The organism is Halobacillus trueperi (assembly GCF_003386945.1).
Classification (GTDB): Bacteria; Bacillota; Bacilli; order Bacillales; family Halobacillaceae; genus Halobacillus; species Halobacillus aidingensis.
Window position 1 is genome coordinate 18,049 of the sequence record NZ_QUAE01000001.1, and the last position, 19,122, is coordinate 37,170.

Annotated in this window: 17 protein-coding genes; 3 read left to right on the forward strand and 14 right to left on the reverse strand. The window is 46.7% G+C overall.

The features are described 5' to 3' along the window. Positions 1 to 573: 573 nt before the first annotated feature. The 12 genes from pyrE to lspA form a co-directional block, all read right to left on the reverse strand. Positions 574 to 1,200: an orotate phosphoribosyltransferase gene (gene pyrE, locus DYE48_RS00085; RefSeq protein ID WP_115821846.1), complete on the reverse strand. Its 627-nt coding sequence runs from the start codon at positions 1,198 to 1,200 to the stop codon at positions 574 to 576. Then, entirely contained in the window at positions 1,175 to 1,897 is a 723-nt protein-coding gene (gene pyrF, locus DYE48_RS00090; protein WP_115821847.1) for an orotidine-5'-phosphate decarboxylase, read from the reverse strand. The genes pyrE and pyrF overlap by 26 nt, the downstream gene beginning before the upstream one ends. Then, positions 1,863 to 2,795 carry a dihydroorotate dehydrogenase gene (locus tag DYE48_RS00095; RefSeq protein ID WP_115821848.1) on the reverse strand — a complete coding sequence of 311 codons (933 nt, stop codon included), beginning with the start codon at positions 2,793 to 2,795 and terminating at the stop codon, positions 1,863 to 1,865. The genes pyrF and DYE48_RS00095 overlap by 35 nt, the downstream gene beginning before the upstream one ends. Further along, complete coding sequence (locus DYE48_RS00100) at positions 2,792 to 3,550, reverse strand: dihydroorotate dehydrogenase electron transfer subunit (RefSeq protein ID WP_115821849.1); 759 nt, start codon at positions 3,548 to 3,550, stop codon at positions 2,792 to 2,794. Before DYE48_RS00100 ends, DYE48_RS00095 begins: the two co-directional genes overlap by 4 nt. Beyond that, positions 3,547 to 6,750: a carbamoyl-phosphate synthase large subunit gene (carB, locus tag DYE48_RS00105; RefSeq protein ID WP_115821850.1), complete on the reverse strand. Its 3,204-nt coding sequence runs from the start codon at positions 6,748 to 6,750 to the stop codon at positions 3,547 to 3,549. The genes DYE48_RS00100 and carB overlap by 4 nt, the downstream gene beginning before the upstream one ends. Beyond that, complete coding sequence (locus tag DYE48_RS00110; protein ID WP_115821851.1) at positions 6,729 to 7,838, reverse strand: carbamoyl phosphate synthase small subunit; 1,110 nt, start codon at positions 7,836 to 7,838, stop codon at positions 6,729 to 6,731. Before DYE48_RS00110 ends, carB begins: the two co-directional genes overlap by 22 nt. Further along, positions 7,819 to 9,108, reverse strand: a complete 1,290-nt coding sequence (locus DYE48_RS00115; protein ID WP_115821852.1) for a dihydroorotase — start codon at positions 9,106 to 9,108, stop codon at positions 7,819 to 7,821. Before DYE48_RS00115 ends, DYE48_RS00110 begins: the two co-directional genes overlap by 20 nt. Further along, positions 9,109 to 10,005, reverse strand: a complete 897-nt coding sequence (locus DYE48_RS00120; RefSeq protein WP_115821853.1) for an aspartate carbamoyltransferase catalytic subunit — start codon at positions 10,003 to 10,005, stop codon at positions 9,109 to 9,111. Between the two features lie 165 nt (positions 10,006 to 10,170). Beyond that, positions 10,171 to 11,559 (reverse strand): solute carrier family 23 protein, encoded by a 1,389-nt coding sequence (locus DYE48_RS00125; RefSeq protein ID WP_115821854.1) that lies wholly within the window; start codon positions 11,557 to 11,559, stop codon positions 10,171 to 10,173. Positions 11,560 to 11,744: 185 nt separating this feature from the next. Continuing rightward, positions 11,745 to 12,287, reverse strand: coding sequence for a bifunctional pyr operon transcriptional regulator/uracil phosphoribosyltransferase PyrR (gene pyrR / locus DYE48_RS00130; RefSeq protein ID WP_089654623.1), 543 nt, complete (start codon positions 12,285 to 12,287; stop codon positions 11,745 to 11,747). Between the two features lie 192 nt (positions 12,288 to 12,479). Next, on the reverse strand, positions 12,480 to 13,391 hold the full coding sequence (locus DYE48_RS00135; RefSeq protein WP_115821855.1) for an RluA family pseudouridine synthase: 912 nt from the start codon (positions 13,389 to 13,391) through the stop codon (positions 12,480 to 12,482). After that, positions 13,388 to 13,861, reverse strand: coding sequence for a signal peptidase II (lspA, locus tag DYE48_RS00140; protein WP_115821856.1), 474 nt, complete (start codon positions 13,859 to 13,861; stop codon positions 13,388 to 13,390). Before lspA ends, DYE48_RS00135 begins: the two co-directional genes overlap by 4 nt. 922 nt (positions 13,862 to 14,783) lie before the next feature. Here lspA and DYE48_RS00145 point away from each other — a divergent pair. The 3 genes from DYE48_RS00145 (at position 14,784) to DYE48_RS00155 (ending at position 17,658) form a co-directional block, all read left to right on the forward strand. Next, the gene (locus tag DYE48_RS00145) at positions 14,784 to 16,124 is read left to right on the forward strand and encodes an aspartate aminotransferase family protein (RefSeq protein ID WP_115821857.1); all 1,341 of its coding nucleotides are present in this window, start codon (positions 14,784 to 14,786) and stop codon (positions 16,122 to 16,124) included. Between the two features lie 22 nt (positions 16,125 to 16,146). Beyond that, positions 16,147 to 17,280 (forward strand): alanine dehydrogenase, encoded by a 1,134-nt coding sequence (gene ald / locus DYE48_RS00150; protein ID WP_115821858.1) that lies wholly within the window; start codon positions 16,147 to 16,149, stop codon positions 17,278 to 17,280. A 123-nt stretch (positions 17,281 to 17,403) separates the two neighbouring features. Beyond that, a complete protein-coding gene (locus tag DYE48_RS00155; RefSeq protein WP_115821859.1) occupies positions 17,404 to 17,658 on the forward strand; it encodes a phage holin family protein in 255 nt (84 codons plus the stop codon). Between the two features lie 28 nt (positions 17,659 to 17,686). On the opposite strand, the gene DYE48_RS00160 is transcribed toward DYE48_RS00155, so the two are convergent. Together DYE48_RS00160 and DYE48_RS00165 are read right to left on the reverse strand one after the other, a co-directional pair. Next, complete coding sequence (locus tag DYE48_RS00160; protein ID WP_115821860.1) at positions 17,687 to 18,499, reverse strand: undecaprenyl-diphosphate phosphatase; 813 nt, start codon at positions 18,497 to 18,499, stop codon at positions 17,687 to 17,689. After that, positions 18,490 to 19,107 carry a DedA family protein gene (locus DYE48_RS00165; RefSeq protein ID WP_115821861.1) on the reverse strand — a complete coding sequence of 206 codons (618 nt, stop codon included), beginning with the start codon at positions 19,105 to 19,107 and terminating at the stop codon, positions 18,490 to 18,492. The genes DYE48_RS00160 and DYE48_RS00165 overlap by 10 nt, the downstream gene beginning before the upstream one ends. Positions 19,108 to 19,122: the final 15 nt, after the last annotated feature.

Below are 19,122 nucleotides of genomic sequence, written 5' to 3' on the forward strand. Positions count from 1 at the left end.
GCGAGACTCCCGTGGGAGAAGGAGATAGGCGAGATCCCGCAAGGCGATAGCCTGAGGAAGCTCGGCGCTCCCCCACAGGAAAGCGAGTAGCTTCCCAACAACCCCTGACTCCAAATACGGCAAACGAACCCCGGTTATCTTGAAACTGAGTCTTCAAGAAAAGGGAGCTTATCTATAATCATTCATGGATTGCATTGATGTTATTGGATTAAAAAAACCACGATTGAATCGTGGTTTCAGGTTAGAAAATATGCGAATACCGCTATCGATGCAAGATAAGAAAAAATCGCTTGTGCCCAATACCTCCGGCTTTCCCGCTTCAGCATATAAACATTCCACAAAATGAATAAAGCGAGGGAAGCGACTAAACTCAATAAAGGTTCCAAGGACCACATGGACTCCATAAATGCGAATGCCACCCACGTATATAAATAGACAAAACAGGTCAATAAGCCGAGCGAGGCATTCATGAGTATGAAAAAAGAATGTTTTTTTGATTTCATTGACATCACCAATACGCTTTGATGATTTCATCGTACTAGGAGACTGAAGAAATAGCAACTCCTCTATCTGTTAAGAGTTCGTAAAAACATACGGATCCTGTCTCCACTTCATCAATAATTGTTCCTGCTCTTTTTCGATTTGGTTTTCAGTAAGTAACTGCTGAAGAAGCGCTTCATAACTTGTCAGCGATTGATACGAATAACTTTTACCTGTGAACGCATCTTGAGCCGCTTGAAGATTATAGGTGAAGATCGACAGCACTTTAACCACTTCGACACCTTCGTTTTCAAGTGCCTCTGCAGCTTCTATGGACGATTTCCCTGTGGAAATTAAATCCTCAATGACAATCGCTTTTTGCCCTTTTTCAATGTGACCTTCAATCTGATTTCCTTTTCCATGCTTTTTGGCTGAAGACCTGACATAAACCATGGGAAGGTTCAGAAGGTCCGCCACCCAGGCTGCATGGGGAATACCTGCTGTTGCACACCCTGCGATGACGTCTATGGGCCCGAGAGCTTCGATCTTCTTAACAAATGCTTGTGCAATGCTTCTTCTTACTTCAGGGTAGGACATCGTTAAACGATTGTCGCAGTAAATCGGAGACTTTAGTCCGGATGTCCATGTGAAGTAGTTATCGGTTTCAATTTTTACCGCTCCTATGTGAAGCAAGTCACGAATGAGTGTTGATTGACTCATGTTGAAAGGCCTCCTTTATTTTCCTATACATTTCTCTCGGTTTTTCCGCGTCTCGAATTGCTCTACCCACAACCATCGCATCACTACCGTTTTCCCGAGCTTTATCAGGGGTAGCGACCCGTTTCTGATCATGATGTTCTCCACCTGCAAGACGGATACCAGGGGTCAAAGCAGCAAGCGCGGTATTTCTCTTTATGATTTCGGCCTCTTCTACCGAGCAAACGACACCATCCACACCACATTTCTCTGCACGTCCTGCATAGTGCTTGACTACATCAGCCAAGGGGTGGTCGATCAACAGTTCATCCTCCAGCATCTTTTGATCAGAAGAGGTAAGGACGGTGACAGCTAATAAGACAGGAATGTGATCTTGCGCCCCTTCTTGCAAGCCGGTCTTCGCGGCTTTCATCATTTCTTCCCCGCCTTGAGCATGGACGTTCACGACATCGACGTTCATGCCGGCAAGCCCTCTCATTGCACGACGGACCGTTTCTGGAATATCATGCAGCTTCAAATCAAGAAAGATTTCATGCCCCTTTTCTTTCAATTGATGGATGATGCTAGGACCTTCTTTATAAAAAAGCTCCATGCCCACTTTAACCGGGATGCCCGTAAGTTGGTGACGCTCCAAAAAGTCCAGTGCCTCATTTCCCGTTTGGAAATCAAGAGCGAAGTAGAGAGGTTTCAATTTTTTCATCATGAGCACCTCCAATCACTTGCTCTACGCTTGAAAACCCGTAGCGCGAAAGAGTAGCCGGCAATTCTTCAATGATTTCCTTACAGATAAAAGGATTTTTAAAGTTCGCACTTCCGATCGCCACGGCACTTGCACCGGCAAGGAGGTATTCCAATACATCTTCAGCCGTTTCGATCCCGCCCATGCCGATGATCGGGATCGTTACAGCTTGATAAACCTGATGGATCATCCGAATGCTGACCGGTTTGATTGCTGCTCCGGATAGACCTCCAGTTCCATTTGCAATGACAGGTCTTCGGGTTTTAGGGTCAATCCTCATTCCTGTCAGTGTATTAATCATGGAAAGTCCGGATGCTCCAGCCTCTTCAGCCGCTAGCGCCATTCCGACAATGTCGGTTACATTTGGTGACAGCTTCACATAGACGGGCACAACGCTCACATCGACGACATGTCGGATCACTTCTTTAGCTAAGGCAGGCTCGGTGCCGAACTGCACCCCTCCCTCTTTGACATTCGGACACGAGATGTTCAATTCGATAGCGTCCACATAGGGAGAGATTCGCTCGGCAACCTCTACATATTCCTCCACCGTACTCCCAGCGACATTGGCAATGATCGGAAGATGATGATTTTTCAAAAAAGGAATTTCGTCTGAAATGATGCTTTCCACACCAGGGTTTTGCAGGCCGATCGCATTCAGCATCCCACTTGCCGTCTCCGCTACTCGCGGCGTGCCATTTCCGAAGCGCCGTTCCTTCGTAGCTGCTTTCATAATGACGGCTCCAAGGTTGGAAAGATCATAAAATTGAGCGAATTCCTTCCCGAATGCAAAACATCCACTGGCCGGCATCACGGGATTTTTCAAATTCAAACCTGGTAGTTTCACAGATAAATTCATGATAAGACGACCTCCTCGGCCTTGAATACAGGTCCATCACAACAGATGCGCTTGTACCCTTTTTCGTCTTTCGATTCGACGACACAGGCAAAACAAGCGCCGATTCCGCAGCCCATCCGCTCTTCCATAGACAAATATCCTTCTTTATCAGGAAGATGATCCGCCACTGCTTTCAACATAACCGTCGGACCACAGGATAAGTAGTGCTGGTAGTCTTCTTTTACACAAGGAAGAGCATCCGTTACACGGCCGTTCCTTCCTAATGATCCATCTTCTGTCGTCACATGAACTGCTCCAAGAGCTCTGAATTCATCCAGTAAAAAGGCATCCTCCCTGGATCTGAAACCAAGAATACTCGTGACGGCTACTCCGTTCTCTTTCAGCTTCTTCGCTGTGCTGTAAAGTGGAGGCACTCCGATCCCCCCACCAATAATCAGAGCATGGTCAGCATGAATTTGTGATGTCGGAAAGCCTTGACCTCCAGGGCCAAGCACATCTAATTGTTCACCGATCCGCCGATTCGTCAACGCTTTCGTCCCGTCTCCCATGACTTTATAAATTAAAGTCATGGTTTCCTTTGCAGGGTCATAATCTGCAATGGACACCGGGCGTCGCAGGTAGAAGCCATCGATCCTTATATGGACAAATTGACCGGGATCCATGATGTCATGTACCAGATTTCCTTCCAGCACGAGAAGGTGCGTATCTCTCGCAACCTTCTCGTGTTTAAGAATGGTCATGCATTCGTTTTTCATCCTGTCACTCCTTCCATCGGTGTGATTGCACGTGCCGAGAAGGACATCGCATTGATGACATCGACAATGGTTTTGGCCGTGTCCAGGCTTGTTAAGCAGGCGAGTCCATGTTCGACCGCTTCTCTGCGGATTCTGAATCCATCGGATCTTGCACGCATACCTTTGTTGAGCGTGTTGACGACGAATTGGACTTCTCCTTGTTGGATCAGATCGATGACATCACGCTGATCGGAACCCACTTTTCCTACCGCTTCCACAGGAATATCAGCTTCTTCAATGACAGAGGCTGTTCCTTCTGTGGCGAACAATCGAAAGCCCAGCTCAAAGAATGTCTTCGCAATGTCCAGCATCTCTGATTTATCTTTGTCAGCAACGGTCAACAAGACAGACCCTTGTGTCGGTATCTTCAACCCTGCTGATGTCATTCCTTTGTAAAGGGCTTTTTCTAATGTTTGGTCATACCCGATGACTTCACCGGTCGACTTCATTTCAGGCCCGAGTGTCGTATCAACACTTCTAAGCTTTTCAAAAGAGAACACAGGTACTTTGACATAGACACCATTTGGCTTTGCAGCGACCCCGGATGTGTACCCTTCGTCTTTCAACGTTTTGCCTAATAAAACCTTCGTCGCAAGTCGCGCCATCGGTACGCCGGTGATTTTACTCAGGAAAGGTACCGTCCGGCTTGCTCTAGGGTTCACTTCAAGGACGTAGGCGGTCCCTTTGTAAACGACGAACTGGATGTTGATGAGCCCTTTCATATTCAGGTCTCTTGCGATCTTCGTGGTTGCATCGATACACTGTTGTTCAAGTTCTTTCGTCAGCCTCTGAGTCGGATAAACCGCCATGGAGTCTCCAGAGTGGACACCGGCGCGTTCAATGTGTTCCATGATCCCCGGGATGAAAACATCCTCTCCGTCCGAGATGGCATCTACTTCGATTTCCATTCCCGTCATGTACTTGTCGATCAAAATGGGGTGGCCATTGTGTGCGGATGCATTCGTTTCCAAGTAAGAAGAGAGCTCTTCGTTGGAATAGACGATCGCCATCGCACGGCCGCCCAGGACATAAGAAGGTCTGACGACAAGCGGATAGCCGATCTTTTCAGCAGCAAGGAATGCTTCCTCTGCGCTTGTGACGCTTTCCCCTCCTGGCTTAGGGATGTTCAAATCGTTGAGCAGTTGTTCGAACAAGTCCCTGTCTTCTGTTTTATCGATCGATTCCATCGTTGTACCTAAAATCCGAACGCCTTCTTTCGTCAGTCCGTCGACGAGGTTGATGGCTGTCTGACCTCCAAACTGGACGATGACTCCTTCCGGCTGTTCGAGGTCGATAACATTCATTACATCTTCAAGCGATAACGGTTCAAAATAAAGCTTGTCAGAAACGCTGAAGTCTGTGGAGACCGTTTCCGGGTTGTTGTTCATAATGATGGCTTCATAGCCCATTTCCTTCAGAGCAAGGACAGAATGTACGGTTGCATAGTCGAATTCGACTCCCTGGCCGATGCGGATCGGACCAGAACCGATCACGAGCACTTTTTTATTGCTACTTGGGATGGCTTCGTTTTCATCTTCATAACTGCTGTAAAAATAAGGCGTTTCGGATTCAAACTCACCAGCGCACGTATCGACCATCTTGTACACGGGGCGGATGCCGTGACTTCTTCTCCATTCCCTCACTTCTGCTTCCGTCCGTTCAGTCAACCGTGCAATCTGAGCATCAGAAAAGCCGATCTTCTTCACCTTTTGTAGTAAAGAGGCATCCATTTCCCCTCTAGCGACTTGCTTTTCGAGCTGGATGATGCGCTGCAATTTATAAAGGAAGAATAGATCGATGCCGCCTGTCATTTCATGAAGGCTTTCGATGGAATAACCTCTCCTTAATGCTTCTGCGATTAAAAATATTCGTTCATCATCCGCTTTTCTCAATCTTCTTGAGAGTTCTTCCTCTTTCATATGTTCGGCATAAGAGAGATATAGCTCTTCTGTATCTCCTTCCAGCGAACGGATCCCTTTCAGAAGGGATTCTTCGAAGCTTCTCCCGATACTCATCACTTCACCGGTCGCTTTCATCTGCGTACCAAGTGTACGGTTTCCTTTGGCAAATTTATCGAAGGGCCAGCGTGGGATTTTCGTTACGACATAATCGAGCGCTGGTTCAAAACAGGCATAAGTCGTACCAGTGACCGGGTTCTTGATTTCATCCAACGTCATTCCAACAGCGATTTTGGCTGCGAGTTTTGCAATCGGATAACCGGTCGCCTTGGATGCGAGTGCTGAAGAACGACTGACCCTAGGGTTTACTTCGATGATGTAATATTGAAAACTGTTCGGATCGAGAGCAAGCTGGACATTACATCCCCCTTCAATTTGCAGCGCCTGGATAATCTCCAATGAGGCGTTTCTCAGCATTTGATATTCCCGGTCACTGAGCGTTTGGGAAGGGGCCACAACTATGGAATCCCCGGTATGAATGCCTACAGGATCAAAGTTTTCCATGTTACAAACAACGATTTTATTGTCTGCACCATCACGCATCACTTCGTACTCTACTTCTTTGAAGCCGGCAATGTTTTTTTCGATTAAGCACTGACTGACCGGAGAAGCAGCCAGTCCACTTCTAGCAATCTCTTTCAACTGAGCGGCATCGTCACACATACCTCCACCAGCGCCGCCCATCGTGTATGCAGGGCGGACGATGACCGGAAAGCCTATGGTCTCTGCAAAATCCAATGCTTCTTCTACCGTGCTGACAATTTCACTCTCAGGTACAGGTTGGTTCATCTCATGCATCAAGGCACGGAATTTCTCACGGTCTTCGGCTTGTTGGATGGCATCAAGAGGAGTCCCTAGGAGTTCCACATCAAATTCTTCGAGAATGCCAGATTCACTCAACTCTACCGCCATATTCAGCCCCGTTTGCCCCCCAAGTGTCGGAAGGATCGCGTCAGGGGTTTCTTTACGGATGATTTTCTGCAGGAACTCAAGCGTCAGTGGTTCCATATAGACTTGATCGGCGAAGGTATGGTCGGTCATGATCGTTGCTGGATTCGAATTCGCAAGGATGACTTCATACCCTTCCTCTTTCAAAGATTGGCATGCTTGTGTGCCGGAATAGTCAAATTCAGCCGCCTGGCCGATGACGATCGGACCGGATCCGATAACTAAAATTTTGGTTAGATCTGTACGCTTAGGCATTGGGAGTCCTCCTTCGTTGTCTTCTGGTGATGATCGATCATTTTCAAGAATTCATCGAATAAGTGAGCTGTATCTTCCGGTCCCGGTGAACTTTCCGGGTGGTATTGCACAGAGAAAACCGGGTGGTTCTTATGTTTCAGCCCTTCCACGGAGTTGTCATTCAAAGAAACTTGGGAAAGGCGCAGTTCGGTCTGTTCCAATGAATGGAGATTGACAGCATAGCCATGGTTCTGTGAAGTGATATAGGTTCTTCCTGTATCCAAATCTTTTACAGGCTGATTGATTCCTCTGTGTCCGAACTTCATTTTAGAAGTGTCTGCACCAGAAGCGAGAGCAATCAACTGGTGCCCAAGACAGATTCCGAATATAGGTACCTGACCGATCAGTTCACGGATCGTTTGGATCGCTTCCGGAACATCTTTTGGATCACCAGGACCGTTGGAGAGCATGACGCCATCCGGTTTCAGTCTTAGGATCTCTTCTGCAGAAGTATGGTAAGGAACGACTGTCACATGACAATCGCGCTTCGTGAACTCCCGTAAAATGCCGTGTTTCATTCCGAAATCCACGAGGACAATCCGTTCGCCTCGTCCTGGAACGACATAAGGCTTCACCGTCGATACCTGTTTCACTTGGTCATTCAATAGCGGAGTAGCCTCTAATATGCTGAGTACTTCAGAGACCGAACGCTCGGATGAAGTGATCATCGCCTTCATCGTTCCATGCTGGCGGATGATTTTCGTCAGCTTTCTCGTATCAATGTCGCTGATGCCTGGAATATTTTTCGCTTTCAAAAATTCATCGATCGTTTCTTCATTACGAAAATTAGAAGGAAAATCACAGTGTTCTTTTACAATGACCCCGAATACTCCAGGGTTTACGGTTTCAAAATCATCGCGATTGATGCCATAGTTTCCGATGAGTGGATACGTGAAGGTGATCAACTGCCCATAATAAGACGGGTCAGAAATCACTTCTTGATAGCCGCTCATTCCTGTGTTAAAAACGACCTCGCCGACCGTTTCCCGTTCACTTCCGAATCCTTCACCTACAAATACTGTTCCATCTTCAAGCACGAGTTGTTTCATGCGTTTTCCCCTCCCATACAATTTCTCCATTTACCATCGTTAACTCCGGCCATCCTTTTGCTCTCCAGCCATGGAAAGGCGTGTTCTTTCCTTTCGAAGCAAAGCTGTGACGATCGATCATCCGTTCATGATTTACTTCCACAATCGTTATATCTGCTGCCAACCCATTTTCTAACGTTCCATAAGGGAGCCCGAAAGTCTCTGCAGGCTTCCTTGTCAGCCACTCAATGAGACGCTCCAGCTGAATTCCATGCTTTTCTACGAAGTGGGTGTACAAGAGAGGAAAGGCAGTTTCCAAACCTGTGATTCCAAATGGCGAGTAAAGGAAGCCTTCTTTCTTATCCTCTTCCGTGTGTGGAGCATGATCTGTCGCAATAAAATCGATGGTTCCGTCTATCAAACCTTCGATGAGCGCTTCCTGATCTTCGTTGGAACGAAGCGGCGGGTTCATTTTGAAAAAGGCATCGTCTTCACGGATATCCGTTTCGTTGAGAATCAAATGGTGCGGGGTCACTTCCGCTGTGACATGAATCCCGGCCTTCTTCGCATCCCGGATAACCCTTACCGATTCTTTCGTTGATACGTGACATACGTGATAATGACAGCCGGTCGCTTCTGCAAGCAACACATCTCTCGCGATTTGTACGGACTCAGCAATGTTTGCAATTCCAGGAAGACCGAGCCTTTTGCTTACTTCACCATCGTGGGCGACCCCTTTGTACACGAGTGAATTATCTTCGCAGTGAGCAACGATGGCTTTATTCAGAAGGCTCGCTTCCTTCATGGCTTCATACATCATGCCAGCCGTCTGGACGCCGACTCCATCATCAGTAAAGGCGAAAGCACCCATTTGTGATAAGGTTGTCATGTCAACAAGCTCTCTTCCAAGTTGACGAGTGGTAATCGAAGCGTAAGGAAGCACTCTCACCGATGCATCCTGCTTGATCTTCTCCATTAATTTTTTCATGTTCTCTTCGGAATCAGGCACAGGCTTTGTGTTCGGCATGGCACATACCGTGGTGAAGCCTCCGCGAGCTGCAGCTTCTGTACCTGTACGGATGGTTTCTTTCTGTTCGTCTCCAGGTTCGCGTAAATGGATATGGACATCGACCAATCCTGGCAGAACAAGACCTTCTTTCGCGTCAATGACTTCATCCGCGTCTCCAACAGACGGAGCTATTTCAACAATCGTACCGTTCTCGATCAAAATTTCAGATTTCTCAAAGCGGTGATCTGTAAACACCTGACCGTTAATGATTTTCTTCTTCATTTAAAGCTCCCCTTTCATGAGTGCGTGGATGATGGCCATCCGCATCGTTACTCCATTCGTCATTTGCCTGAAAATCTTTGACTTTTCGCATTCGACGAGTCTCTCATCGATTTCCACCCCGCGGTTTACCGGAGCTGGATGAAGAATGATGCTGTGATTCATCATTCGTGCCTCCCTTTCGATTGTCAGCCCATATTGATTCAGGTAACTTCCTGTTTCACCATGGTTCGTATGGCGTTCATGTTGAATCCGAAGCAGCATCAGGACATCACAAGTTTCAACGGCTTCGTCCATCGTGATGTAGTCCTCTGTCATTGTAGGATCCTGCCATTCGGGTTTACTTACAAATGATACGTTGGCACCGAGCTGCCTTAGTGAGTAGGCATTGGACCTTGCTACCCGGCTATGTTTCAGATCTCCCGCAATGCATACATGCAACCCTCTGAAACTTTGAAAATGTTCGTGGATGGTGTACAAGTCCAGAAGGGATTGTGTCGGGTGCTCCCCACATCCATCCCCAGCATTGATGAGAGGCATATCCAACCCTTGCGTACATGCCGTCAAGCCGCCGACTTCGGATTGCCGGACGACAGCTAGATCCACGCCGATCGACTCTAATGTCTTTAACGTGTCATACAAGCTTTCCCCTTTCGTCAAGCTCGAATCAATCTCATCCAATTCAACGACATCGAAACCCAATTTCTTTTCGGCTATGTGAAAACTCGTTTTTGTACGTGTGCTTGGTTCTAAAAAAAGATTGGCAGCGAAATGTCCCGGAAAAGAAGGACGGTTTGCGGGATCTTCCAGTCTTTCTGCTAAATAGAGAAGGTTATGGATTTGCTCGTTGCTCAGTTGTTTGATGGAAAGCAAATTCCTCTTGGATTGAATAGCGGTCATGTTCATCTCTCCGTTCCTAATTTTTAATGTAACGGGGACTAAGGAGAAAAAAAGCACCCCCAGGTGTCTGGGGGTGCTGAACTCGTCGCATGACAAACGAGCCCATCCCTAGTGCACCTTTTTGAGCCTCTCGGGACTCATTTAAAACGTGAAGCTAGTGTTGGTTTATGCTACATGATCTTTCTTGTTTTGTTGTTCGACTTCTGGTGCTTGGAACATTTGTCCATTTCCGTGTCCTTTTTCTTTACCTGGCAGGATTAGATTAAGACCGACACCGATGATGGCAGCTAGCGCCATCCCCGCAATTTGGACTTCCTCCGTCACTTGGACGAAAGCACCGCCTACCCCGATGACGAGGATGACAGAGGCGATGATGAGGTTTCTTTTTTCACCAAAGTCGATTTGATTGTCTATTAACATACGCAAACCGCTGGAAGCGATGATCCCGAAGAGCAGGATGGACACACCGCCCATGACGGCTGTGGGGATTGAACTGATCACCGCGGTGACCATGCCGATGAAACCGAAGACGATGGCAATGACTGCCGCTCCTCCGATGACAAACACACTGTAAACCCGGGTAATTGCAAGCACTCCGATATTTTCTCCATACGTGGTGTTCGGAGGTCCACCGAGGCAGGAGGCGATGAACGTCGCCACTCCGTCTCCGAGAATCGATTTATCCAAGCCTGGGTTTTTCAGAAAGTTTTTTCCTACGACTTTCGATAGAACCATTTGATCACCTGTATGTTCCGTGATCGTGACGAGTGCAAAGGGAACCATCAGAAAGGCGATTTCCCAGCTGATCACTTCCAGTGGTGAAAAGTCAACGAATGGGACAAGAAAATCAGGAGCTTGGAAGAGCGCGGCTATAGCGCCCGTGAACGAACCTGCTGTGGTTATTGCGGTCCATTCTTCCTGAATCCCGCTCGTGTCTACAATTCCTTGAGTCATAGCGAACGCATATCCTCCGACAATTCCGAAAAGGATCGGCAGCAGGGAAAAGAATCCTTTAAAGTAGATCGATGCGATAATCGTAATCGCCAGTGTGACAAGGGCCACCATGAAATGCGTTCCACTGTAGATGTTTTCTTCCTGACCCGGCAAGTACATCGCCATCTCCACAGCTGTTGATGCTAATCCGAGACCGATGACAATGATGACCGGCCCTACAACAATCGGAGGAAGCAGGTTCATGAGCCACTTTGTTCCGAAAATGGAGATAAGCAGGGCAACTAAGCCGTAGACGAGACCGGCTAGGAAGCTTCCCACCATCGCGCCCGCAACGCCGCTGGACTTGGAAACTTCAATAATTGGTGCAATGAAAGCGAAACTCGATCCCAGATAGGCCGGTACCTTCCCTCTTGTAATGAGCAGGTAAGCAAGCGTTCCGAACCCGCTTGATACGAGAGCGACCGATGGGGATAATCCGGTCAGAAAAGGAACGAGAATTGTTGCGCCGAACATGGCGAACAGATGCTGAAGGCTTAGAACGAGCCATTTATTTAGTGCTGGTACTTCATTAACGTCGAGTGCTGCTTTATGTTGTTTCATATCGAATTCCTCCTTGATGTCTCCTCTTGTGTGAGGGTAGTGAAATGAGTGGAACCCTCGAGATTTTCACATAAAAAAACCTCTTTGCGCTTAAAAAGCACGCAAAGAGGTAGACGTGTAGACACACACGTATCCTTACGAACCTTTTAAGCCTCACGGGACTTGCATTAAAGGTTACTCTTCATTCATTTTTCATAAATTTTCACTTCGTCCGCTTCATCGGTTTCAGATAAAGTGACGGTAATGATTTCTTCCTGAGAAGTCGGAACATTTTTCCCAACATAATCCGCTCGGATCGGAAGTTCCCGGTGTCCCCGGTCTACCAAAACCGCCAGCTGGATTTCTTTCGGGCGTCCGTGGTCGATCAGTGCATCCATTGCGGCACGCACCGTCCGGCCTGTATAAAGAACATCGTCGACGAGGATGACTTTCTTCCCATCGATATCCGCCGTGATGTTCGTTTCTTTCAATTGAGGTTCCGCTCCATTTTCCTGAGGAGTCAAATCATCGCGGTAAAGCGTGATATCCAGCTCCCCGTCGGGAAGATCTGCTCCTTCAATCTCCTGGATTTTATCCTTAAGACGCTGAGCGATCGGAACGCCACGGGTTTTAATTCCTACAAGGACGAGATCCTCAATTCCTTTATTTTTTTCTATGATTTCATGAGAGATCCGGGTCAATGCCCGACGGATCGCTGCATCATCAAGTACAGTCGCTTTTGCATTCATGATTGAGTCCTCCTTGATTCCATGGATTCAGTGACGAAAAAACCCCTTTTCCGCATGAAGGCAGAAAAGGGGTTTTCAATACACGTATTCTGTGTACAACCGTCACCTTTTCAGCCTCACGGGACTGTCCTTAAAGGTCTTTATATTCTATATGGAAGTATGACACTCCCTGTAAGGTTTGTCAACAACTTTTTATACTTCTTTCGTTTCCAGGTACTTCAGAGTCTCTTTAAATTCCGCAGGAGGTTCGACCTCGAACTTTTTCCATTCGCCTGTTCTCGGATGCTCAAATCCAAGGGATTTAGCATGCAGCGCTTGACCATTGAGGGCTAAAGTTTTACGAGGGCCGTACTTCGGATCACCCGCTAGTGGATGATCGATGTAACGCATATGCACACGGATCTGGTGCGTACGCCCTGTTTCCAGTTTACATTCAACCAGGGTGAAATCAGTGAAATGACGCAGCACGCGGAAATGGGTGACCGCATCACGTCCGCCATCGACAACCGCCATCCTTTGGCGATCTTTAGGATCCCGTCCAATCGGTGCATCAATGGTTCCATATTCATGATGAATTTCCCCGTGGACTATCGCTTCATATTTACGCTCCACCGTTTTCTTCGACAGTTGCTCAGCGAGTGATTGATGAGCAAGGTCATTCTTAGCTACCATCAAAAGACCACTCGTGTCTTTATCAATCCGATGAACGATTCCCGGACGCTCCACCCCATTGATGCCAGACAGATCCTTGACATGGAACAAGAGAGCATTGACGAGCGTGCCGGAATAGTGTCCAGCCGCCGGGTGGATCACCATCCCGGATGGTTTATTAACAACAATCACATCTTCATCTTCATAGACAATCTCGATTGGAATATCCTCAGGTAGAATATCCATCGGTTCAGGCTCAGGAATATGCCATGTAATGGACTCGCCTTCCTGTACCTTGTAATTGCTCTTCACTGCTTTACCATCAACTAAGACGACGTCATCTTTCAGCCACCCTTGGATTTGGGACCTGGAGGCTTCTTCGATGACCTCTGTTAATAATTTATCAATCCGCTTCGACTGATCACTTTCTGTAACTTTATATTGTTCACTCAAGATTTCAAACTTCCTTTCTTTCTGCGCTCGTCAACGAATGTTGCAATCATGACAAAGATCACACCGACGACAAGAGCAGAGTCCGCTACATTAAAAATAGGAAAGTCGTAAGTGAAAATGTACGTATTGGCGAAATCGACGACTTCCTTACGAAATACGCGATCAATGAAATTCCCAATCGCCCCAGCAAGAATAAACGCGAGAGCTACACCTACAAAACGACTTTCTTTTCCATATTGATGTAAATAATAAATGACAAATCCAATGACAATCACCGTTATGATATAAAAGAACCACATCTGCCCTTGTAGTATTCCCCAGGCAGCTCCCTGATTCCGGTGAGAGGTCAAATAGAAAAAGTTTTCGATGATCGTTATGCTTTGGCCGATATCCATTTTTGTGACCACAAGCCACTTCGTCCACTGATCAAGGATGATGAGACCAATGGCGATGATATAATACAAAATCATAAGCGTCCCCCATGAATCTTAGTCCTAGCCTATTGTACCACAAAACTCCCTCTGCAAAGAACTACTTCTCACTTCCTCATAAGCTCCCTTTTCTTGAAGACTCAGTTTCAAGATAACCGGGGTTCGTTTGCCGTATTTGGAGTCAGGGGTTGTTGGGAAGCTACTCGCTTTCCTGTGGGGGAGCGCCGAGCTTCCTCAGGCTATCGCCTTGCGGGATCTCGCCTATCTCCTTCTCCCACGGGAGTCTCGCAGCTTCCCAACAACCCCATTCCATATAAGGGAGAAACGAATCTCTATACTGAGAAGGAGTTTCTCCCACTCTTCTCTCCTAAGCATGCATAAAGCGCTCTGTATCAAGCTTTTACGTTGTGAATGCCAGCTGTGGAGGGGGTTATATTATCCACTTCCCTCAATCATACAAGCTGATTTTTCCAGAAGTGGTTTCGAGAATCTTCCACGGCAAAGGGGCGGAGGGGAATAGGGAGACTCCTACCTTAAGTGTGCAGGCGCCTCGATCAGCGGCGTATGGACTGGACTGAGCTGGCGGAGATAAAGGAAACACGAAGAACGGAGTGATTCGATGTTGACTTATCGTACAGAAGCGAAGGAAGTCTCACTAGCCGCTAGGCGCCGGAACCGGATATCTAAGAGGAAAAAAGTGCTTGGTGAGACCCCACAGAGCGAAGCTCGAGGGGGCTCACCGCGCTTCCGCGGAAAGCGAGTCATTCCCCGCAGCCCCATCCACTCAAAAAACATCTCGAAACTGAGTCTTCAAGAATCCTGCCATATTGTCTAATAAGCTCTCTTGTCATTATGTGAAAGTGGGGAGATGACTGTTTGACACAATGTCTAATGAAAGCACGCCTTAAATATTAGATAATTAAGATAATTCTAACAAAAGACCATTGAGGAGGAATCTCCGTTGACTAAAGCTGATGTAAAAAGCGAAATGCTTTCAAAAGACGAGAAGTATGTATGGCACTCCATGAAACCCTATAACCCTGAGGCGACAATGGTAGCCAAAAGTGCGAAAGGGTCCTGGATCACCGATATAGACGGTAACCAATATTTGGATGCGATGTCAGGCTTATGGTGTGTGAACGTTGGTTATGGGCGGGAGGAGCTTGCGAAAGCAGCTTATGAACAGATCAAGGATCTTTCTTATATGCCGCTTACGCAAAGTCATGAAGCTGCGATTCAATTAGGAGAAAAAATCAATCAGCTGCTTGGTGATGATTATGTCGTCTTTTTCTCAAACAGTGGATCGGAGGCAAATGAAGCTGCGTTTAAAATGGTTCGACAATATCATCAGCAAAAAGGAGATCACTACCGGACGAAATTCATTTCAAGATATCGCGCATATCATGGAAATTCCACAAGCGCGTTAGCTGCCACGGGGCAGGCGCAGCGCAAATACAAGTACGAACCTCTAGGCCCTGGTTTTTTGCATGTCGCTCCACCTGATGAGTACCGGAATGACCATAATGAAAAAGACCGCTTTGGAGCAAAGGAAATCGATGATGTAATGACATGGGAATATAGTGAGTCAATTGCTGGAGTTATCATGGAGCCGATCATTACTGGTGGTGGTGTCATCGTACCGCCCGAGCAGTATATGAAAGAGGTTCAAAAGATTTGCCAAAAGCATGGGGCACTCATGATTGTGGATGAAGTGATCTGTGGCTTCGGACGTACAGGGAAGCCGTTCGGTTTTATGAACTATGGGGTGAAGCCCGATATCATTACGATGGCGAAAGGGATTACAAGTGCGTATCTTCCTCTTTCAGCGACTGCAGTCAAACGGGAAGTATATGAAGCATTTTGTGGAGACGATACGTATGATTTCTTCCGTCACATCAATACCTTCGGAGGTCATCCAGCGGCTTGTGCGGTTGCACTCAAAAACATTGAGATTATGGAAAGAGAAAACTTGTTTGAGCGTTCACGGGAATTAGGAGAGGCAGCGAAAAATGATTTGAACACGCGTCTTCAAAACCATAGGCATGTGGGCAATGTGAGAGGAAAGGGTTTGCTCATCGGTATTGAGATGGTGGAATTCAAGGAAACGAAGGAACCATTGGCGGTGGAGAAAGTCAACCAAATCATCGCTTATTGTAAGAACAAAGGAGTAATCATTGGCAAAAATGGGATGACAGTAGCCGGCTTTAACAATGTCATTACACTATCTCCTCCTTTGTCTATCGAAGAAGAAGATCTGACTCTCCTGCTGGATACCGTGGTAGAGGCGATACAAACGATATGACCTTAATTAGGAGGTTTCTCGAATGCGGATAGGGATACCGAAGGAAATCAAAAATAATGAAAACCGTGTGGCGATTACTCCAGCTGGCGCGGTTAATCTAATCAATGAAGGACATGAAGTCTTTTTAGAGACGAAAGCTGGGGAACGCTCAGGTTTTTCTAACCAACAATATGAAGAAGTCGGAGTCAAAATCGTAGACACGGCTGCGGAGGCATGGGCACAGCAGATGGTTCTGAAGGTGAAAGAGCCGCTCGCCGAAGAGTACACTTACTTTTATGAGGGATTAATCTTATTTACGTATTTGCACCTTGCGGCAGATGAAGAATTGACAAAAGCGTTGGCAGAGAAAAAAGTGGTCGCCATTGCTTATGAAACGGTTCAATCCGGGAATGGATCACTACCTCTGCTTACACCGATGAGTGAAGTGGCAGGAAGGATGGCCACACAAAAAGGTGCACAATATTTAGAACGCACCCATGGAGGTAAAGGCATTCTTCTTGGCGGAGTTCCGGGGGTGAAACGCGGGAAGGTGACGATTATCGGAGGTGGTGTTGTAGGGACAAACGCTGCTAAAATAGCGATCGGTTTAGGGGCGGATGTTACGATGATCGACCTCAGCCCAGACCGGCTCAGGCAGCTTGATGATATATTCGGTTCATCGATCAACACGCTCATGTCGAATCCATTGAATTTGAGCGAGGCGGTCAGGGAGTCCGATTTAGTCATCGGAGCGGTCTTGATTCCAGGGGCCAAAGCGCCAAAACTTGTGACGGAAGATATGGTGAAATCGATGAGTCGGGGAAGTGTCATCGTGGATGTCGCTGTCGATCAGGGCGGGATTGTCGAAACGGTCGATCACGTTACGACACATGACGATCCGACCTATGTGAAACATGGAGTTGTCCATTATGCGGTTGGCAATATGCCGGGAGCTGTTCCGCAGACATCAACGCTTGCGCTCACAAATGTTACCATTCCTTATGCGGTTCAAATTGCAAACAAAGGTTTTCAAAAGGCATGCCTCGAAAACACTGCGCTACTAAAAGGTGTAAATGTCGTCAATGGCAGTGTGACTTACCGTGAAGTGGCAGAAGCACATGGGTTGGATTATATGGAAGTCGAGAAAGCCCTGGGGCCGAAATCATTCGTTTCATAAGAAAATATTGCGTCTCGACCCATGGAAGGGGTGGGACGTTATTTTTTTGCAGAAAGTACTTCAAGCTTCGCTTCATGAATAACATGGAATAGGCTCTTATTTTATTCTAAAGGAGATCAACCCATGGAGTTCATGATGGATTTCACCCCCTATGCGGGACTCGCTGTATTGTTGTATGCGATGAGGCAGACAAAACGTGTGCCGAACCGATACATCCCCATCATCGCTGTTGTTTTAGGAGTCGCTTTTTCCTATTGGCAGCAAGGCATCTCTCCATCAGCAACGGTGGAAGGGTTGAAGTATGCGTTGCTTGGTATCGGTACTGTTGCAGGAGTTAAGTATTTTTTAGAGAAAAAAGAGGATGGCCAAAAGGACTGAGCTCTTGTAGCTTTGTCCTTTTTTCTCATTAAAAATATAGAAAACAGATAACCACGATTAAGATGAAACGGTAGATCGCGAATGGAATTAATTTCACATGATTGATCAGTTTCAAAAAGAACCGAATGGATAAGAGAGCGAAGAGAAATGCACTTAGGAAACCGACAGCAAAATAAGGAACAGCTGTCCATTGAAAGTAGGCCAGGTTATTTATAATGGACAGGCTACTTGCCCCCAGCATAATCGGGACAGCCATGATGAAAGTAAAATCTGCTGCAGCTCTGTGGCTCAGCCCCATTACAACACCTGCTGATATCGTAGCACCAGATCGTGAAAAACCGGGCCACAGTGATAAACATTGAAAGATTCCTATAGTGAAAGCTTGTGAGTGACTGATTTGATCGACACTTTCTTTCCTTTCTTTGGGGTGGTGCAGATCAGCAGCAATCATGAAGACAGCTCCTGCTCCTAATCCAATCAAAACGGTCTCGAGAGTGAACAAATGTTTATCTATAAAATCTTCGAAAAGGAAACCTAAAATGGCAGCGGGGAGGAGCCCTGTGATAATATGGGACCATTTTAAACGGAGACCTTTGCGTTTCCGCGAGGATATCAATAGTTCCCTAAATCGTTCACGGAAAATGACAACGACAGCAAGAATAGATCCCAGCTGAATGAACACTTTAAACGTATTCGCTACATAGTCTCCCAGAAACAAGTCCGTCTTCAGCCACATTTCATCAACAAGAATCATGTGCCCGGTTGAAGAAACGGGAGCAAACTCTGTCAAACCTTCAAACATTCCAAGAATCACGACTTTGATGAACTCCATCATCTCCATAAGCGAACACCTTTCCCTTTACGCATCCACCAGATGGTAAGGAAAGCAACAACGAGGATGATGACATACGTCCATATGGAGTACACCTTCATATAGTGCACAATATCGCGCCAGGAATCTCCGAGGATGACACCTATGTAGATCAAGGCTGTATTCCAAATCAAACTTCCTGAAAAGGTAAGGAAAAGAAAAGGAACGATGGATAAACGGGCCATGCCTGCAGGTAAGGATATGAAACTTCTGACAAGAGGAAGCATACGGCAAAAAAAGATGGCCCAATACCCATAGGTCTCAAACCAATGGAAAGCTTTGTTCACATCTGCTTTCGTGAGGCGCAGATATTTTCCGTGACGTTCTACCAACTCTTCCAGTTTGTCTCTGCTTATGGACATCCCGATTCCATACAATAGAAGAGATCCAGTCAAAGAACCTGAGGTCGCATAAATGATAACACCTGTAATCGTTAAATCCGTCCTTACAGTCATAAACCCACTAAGCGGCAGCACAACTTCTGATGGAATAGGGGGAAAAAGGTTTTCGATCGCCATCAATGCATAAACCCCCAGATACCCGAACTGTTCCATCATCCAAATGATCCATTCTTCCATGAATTTCTCCTCCAA

Excerpts from the sequence above, each read along its gene's own strand:
- pyrF (WP_115821847.1), bottom strand. The coding sequence starts at position 1,897 with ATGAAAAAATTGAAACCTCTCTACTTCGCTCTTGATTTCCAAACGGGA.
- pyrE (WP_115821846.1), bottom strand. The coding sequence starts at position 1,200 with ATGAGTCAATCAACACTCATTCGTGACTTGCTTCACATAGGAGCGGTA.
- DYE48_RS00125 (WP_115821854.1), bottom strand. The coding sequence starts at position 11,559 with ATGAAACAACATAAAGCAGCACTCGACGTTAATGAAGTACCAGCACTA.
- DYE48_RS00100 (WP_115821849.1), bottom strand. The coding sequence starts at position 3,550 with ATGAAAAACGAATGCATGACCATTCTTAAACACGAGAAGGTTGCGAGA.
- DYE48_RS00165 (WP_115821861.1), bottom strand. The coding sequence starts at position 19,107 with ATGGAAGAATGGATCATTTGGATGATGGAACAGTTCGGGTATCTGGGG.
- lspA (WP_115821856.1), bottom strand. The coding sequence starts at position 13,861 with ATGATTTTGTATTATATCATCGCCATTGGTCTCATCATCCTTGATCAG.
- DYE48_RS00115 (WP_115821852.1), bottom strand. The coding sequence starts at position 9,108 with ATGAAGAAGAAAATCATTAACGGTCAGGTGTTTACAGATCACCGCTTT.
- DYE48_RS00095 (WP_115821848.1), bottom strand. The coding sequence starts at position 2,795 with ATGAATTTATCTGTGAAACTACCAGGTTTGAATTTGAAAAATCCCGTG.
- DYE48_RS00160 (WP_115821860.1), bottom strand. The coding sequence starts at position 18,499 with ATGGAGATGATGGAGTTCATCAAAGTCGTGATTCTTGGAATGTTTGAA.
- pyrR (WP_089654623.1), bottom strand. The coding sequence starts at position 12,287 with ATGAATGCAAAAGCGACTGTACTTGATGATGCAGCGATCCGTCGGGCA.
- carB (WP_115821850.1), bottom strand. The coding sequence starts at position 6,750 with ATGCCTAAGCGTACAGATCTAACCAAAATTTTAGTTATCGGATCCGGT.
- ald (WP_115821858.1), top strand. The coding sequence starts at position 16,147 with ATGCGGATAGGGATACCGAAGGAAATCAAAAATAATGAAAACCGTGTG.
- DYE48_RS00110 (WP_115821851.1), bottom strand. The coding sequence starts at position 7,838 with ATGAAACAACTCGTGCTTGAAGATGGAACAGTATTTGTAGGTGAAGGA.
- DYE48_RS00155 (WP_115821859.1), top strand. The coding sequence starts at position 17,404 with ATGGAGTTCATGATGGATTTCACCCCCTATGCGGGACTCGCTGTATTG.
- DYE48_RS00120 (WP_115821853.1), bottom strand. The coding sequence starts at position 10,005 with ATGACCGCTATTCAATCCAAGAGGAATTTGCTTTCCATCAAACAACTG.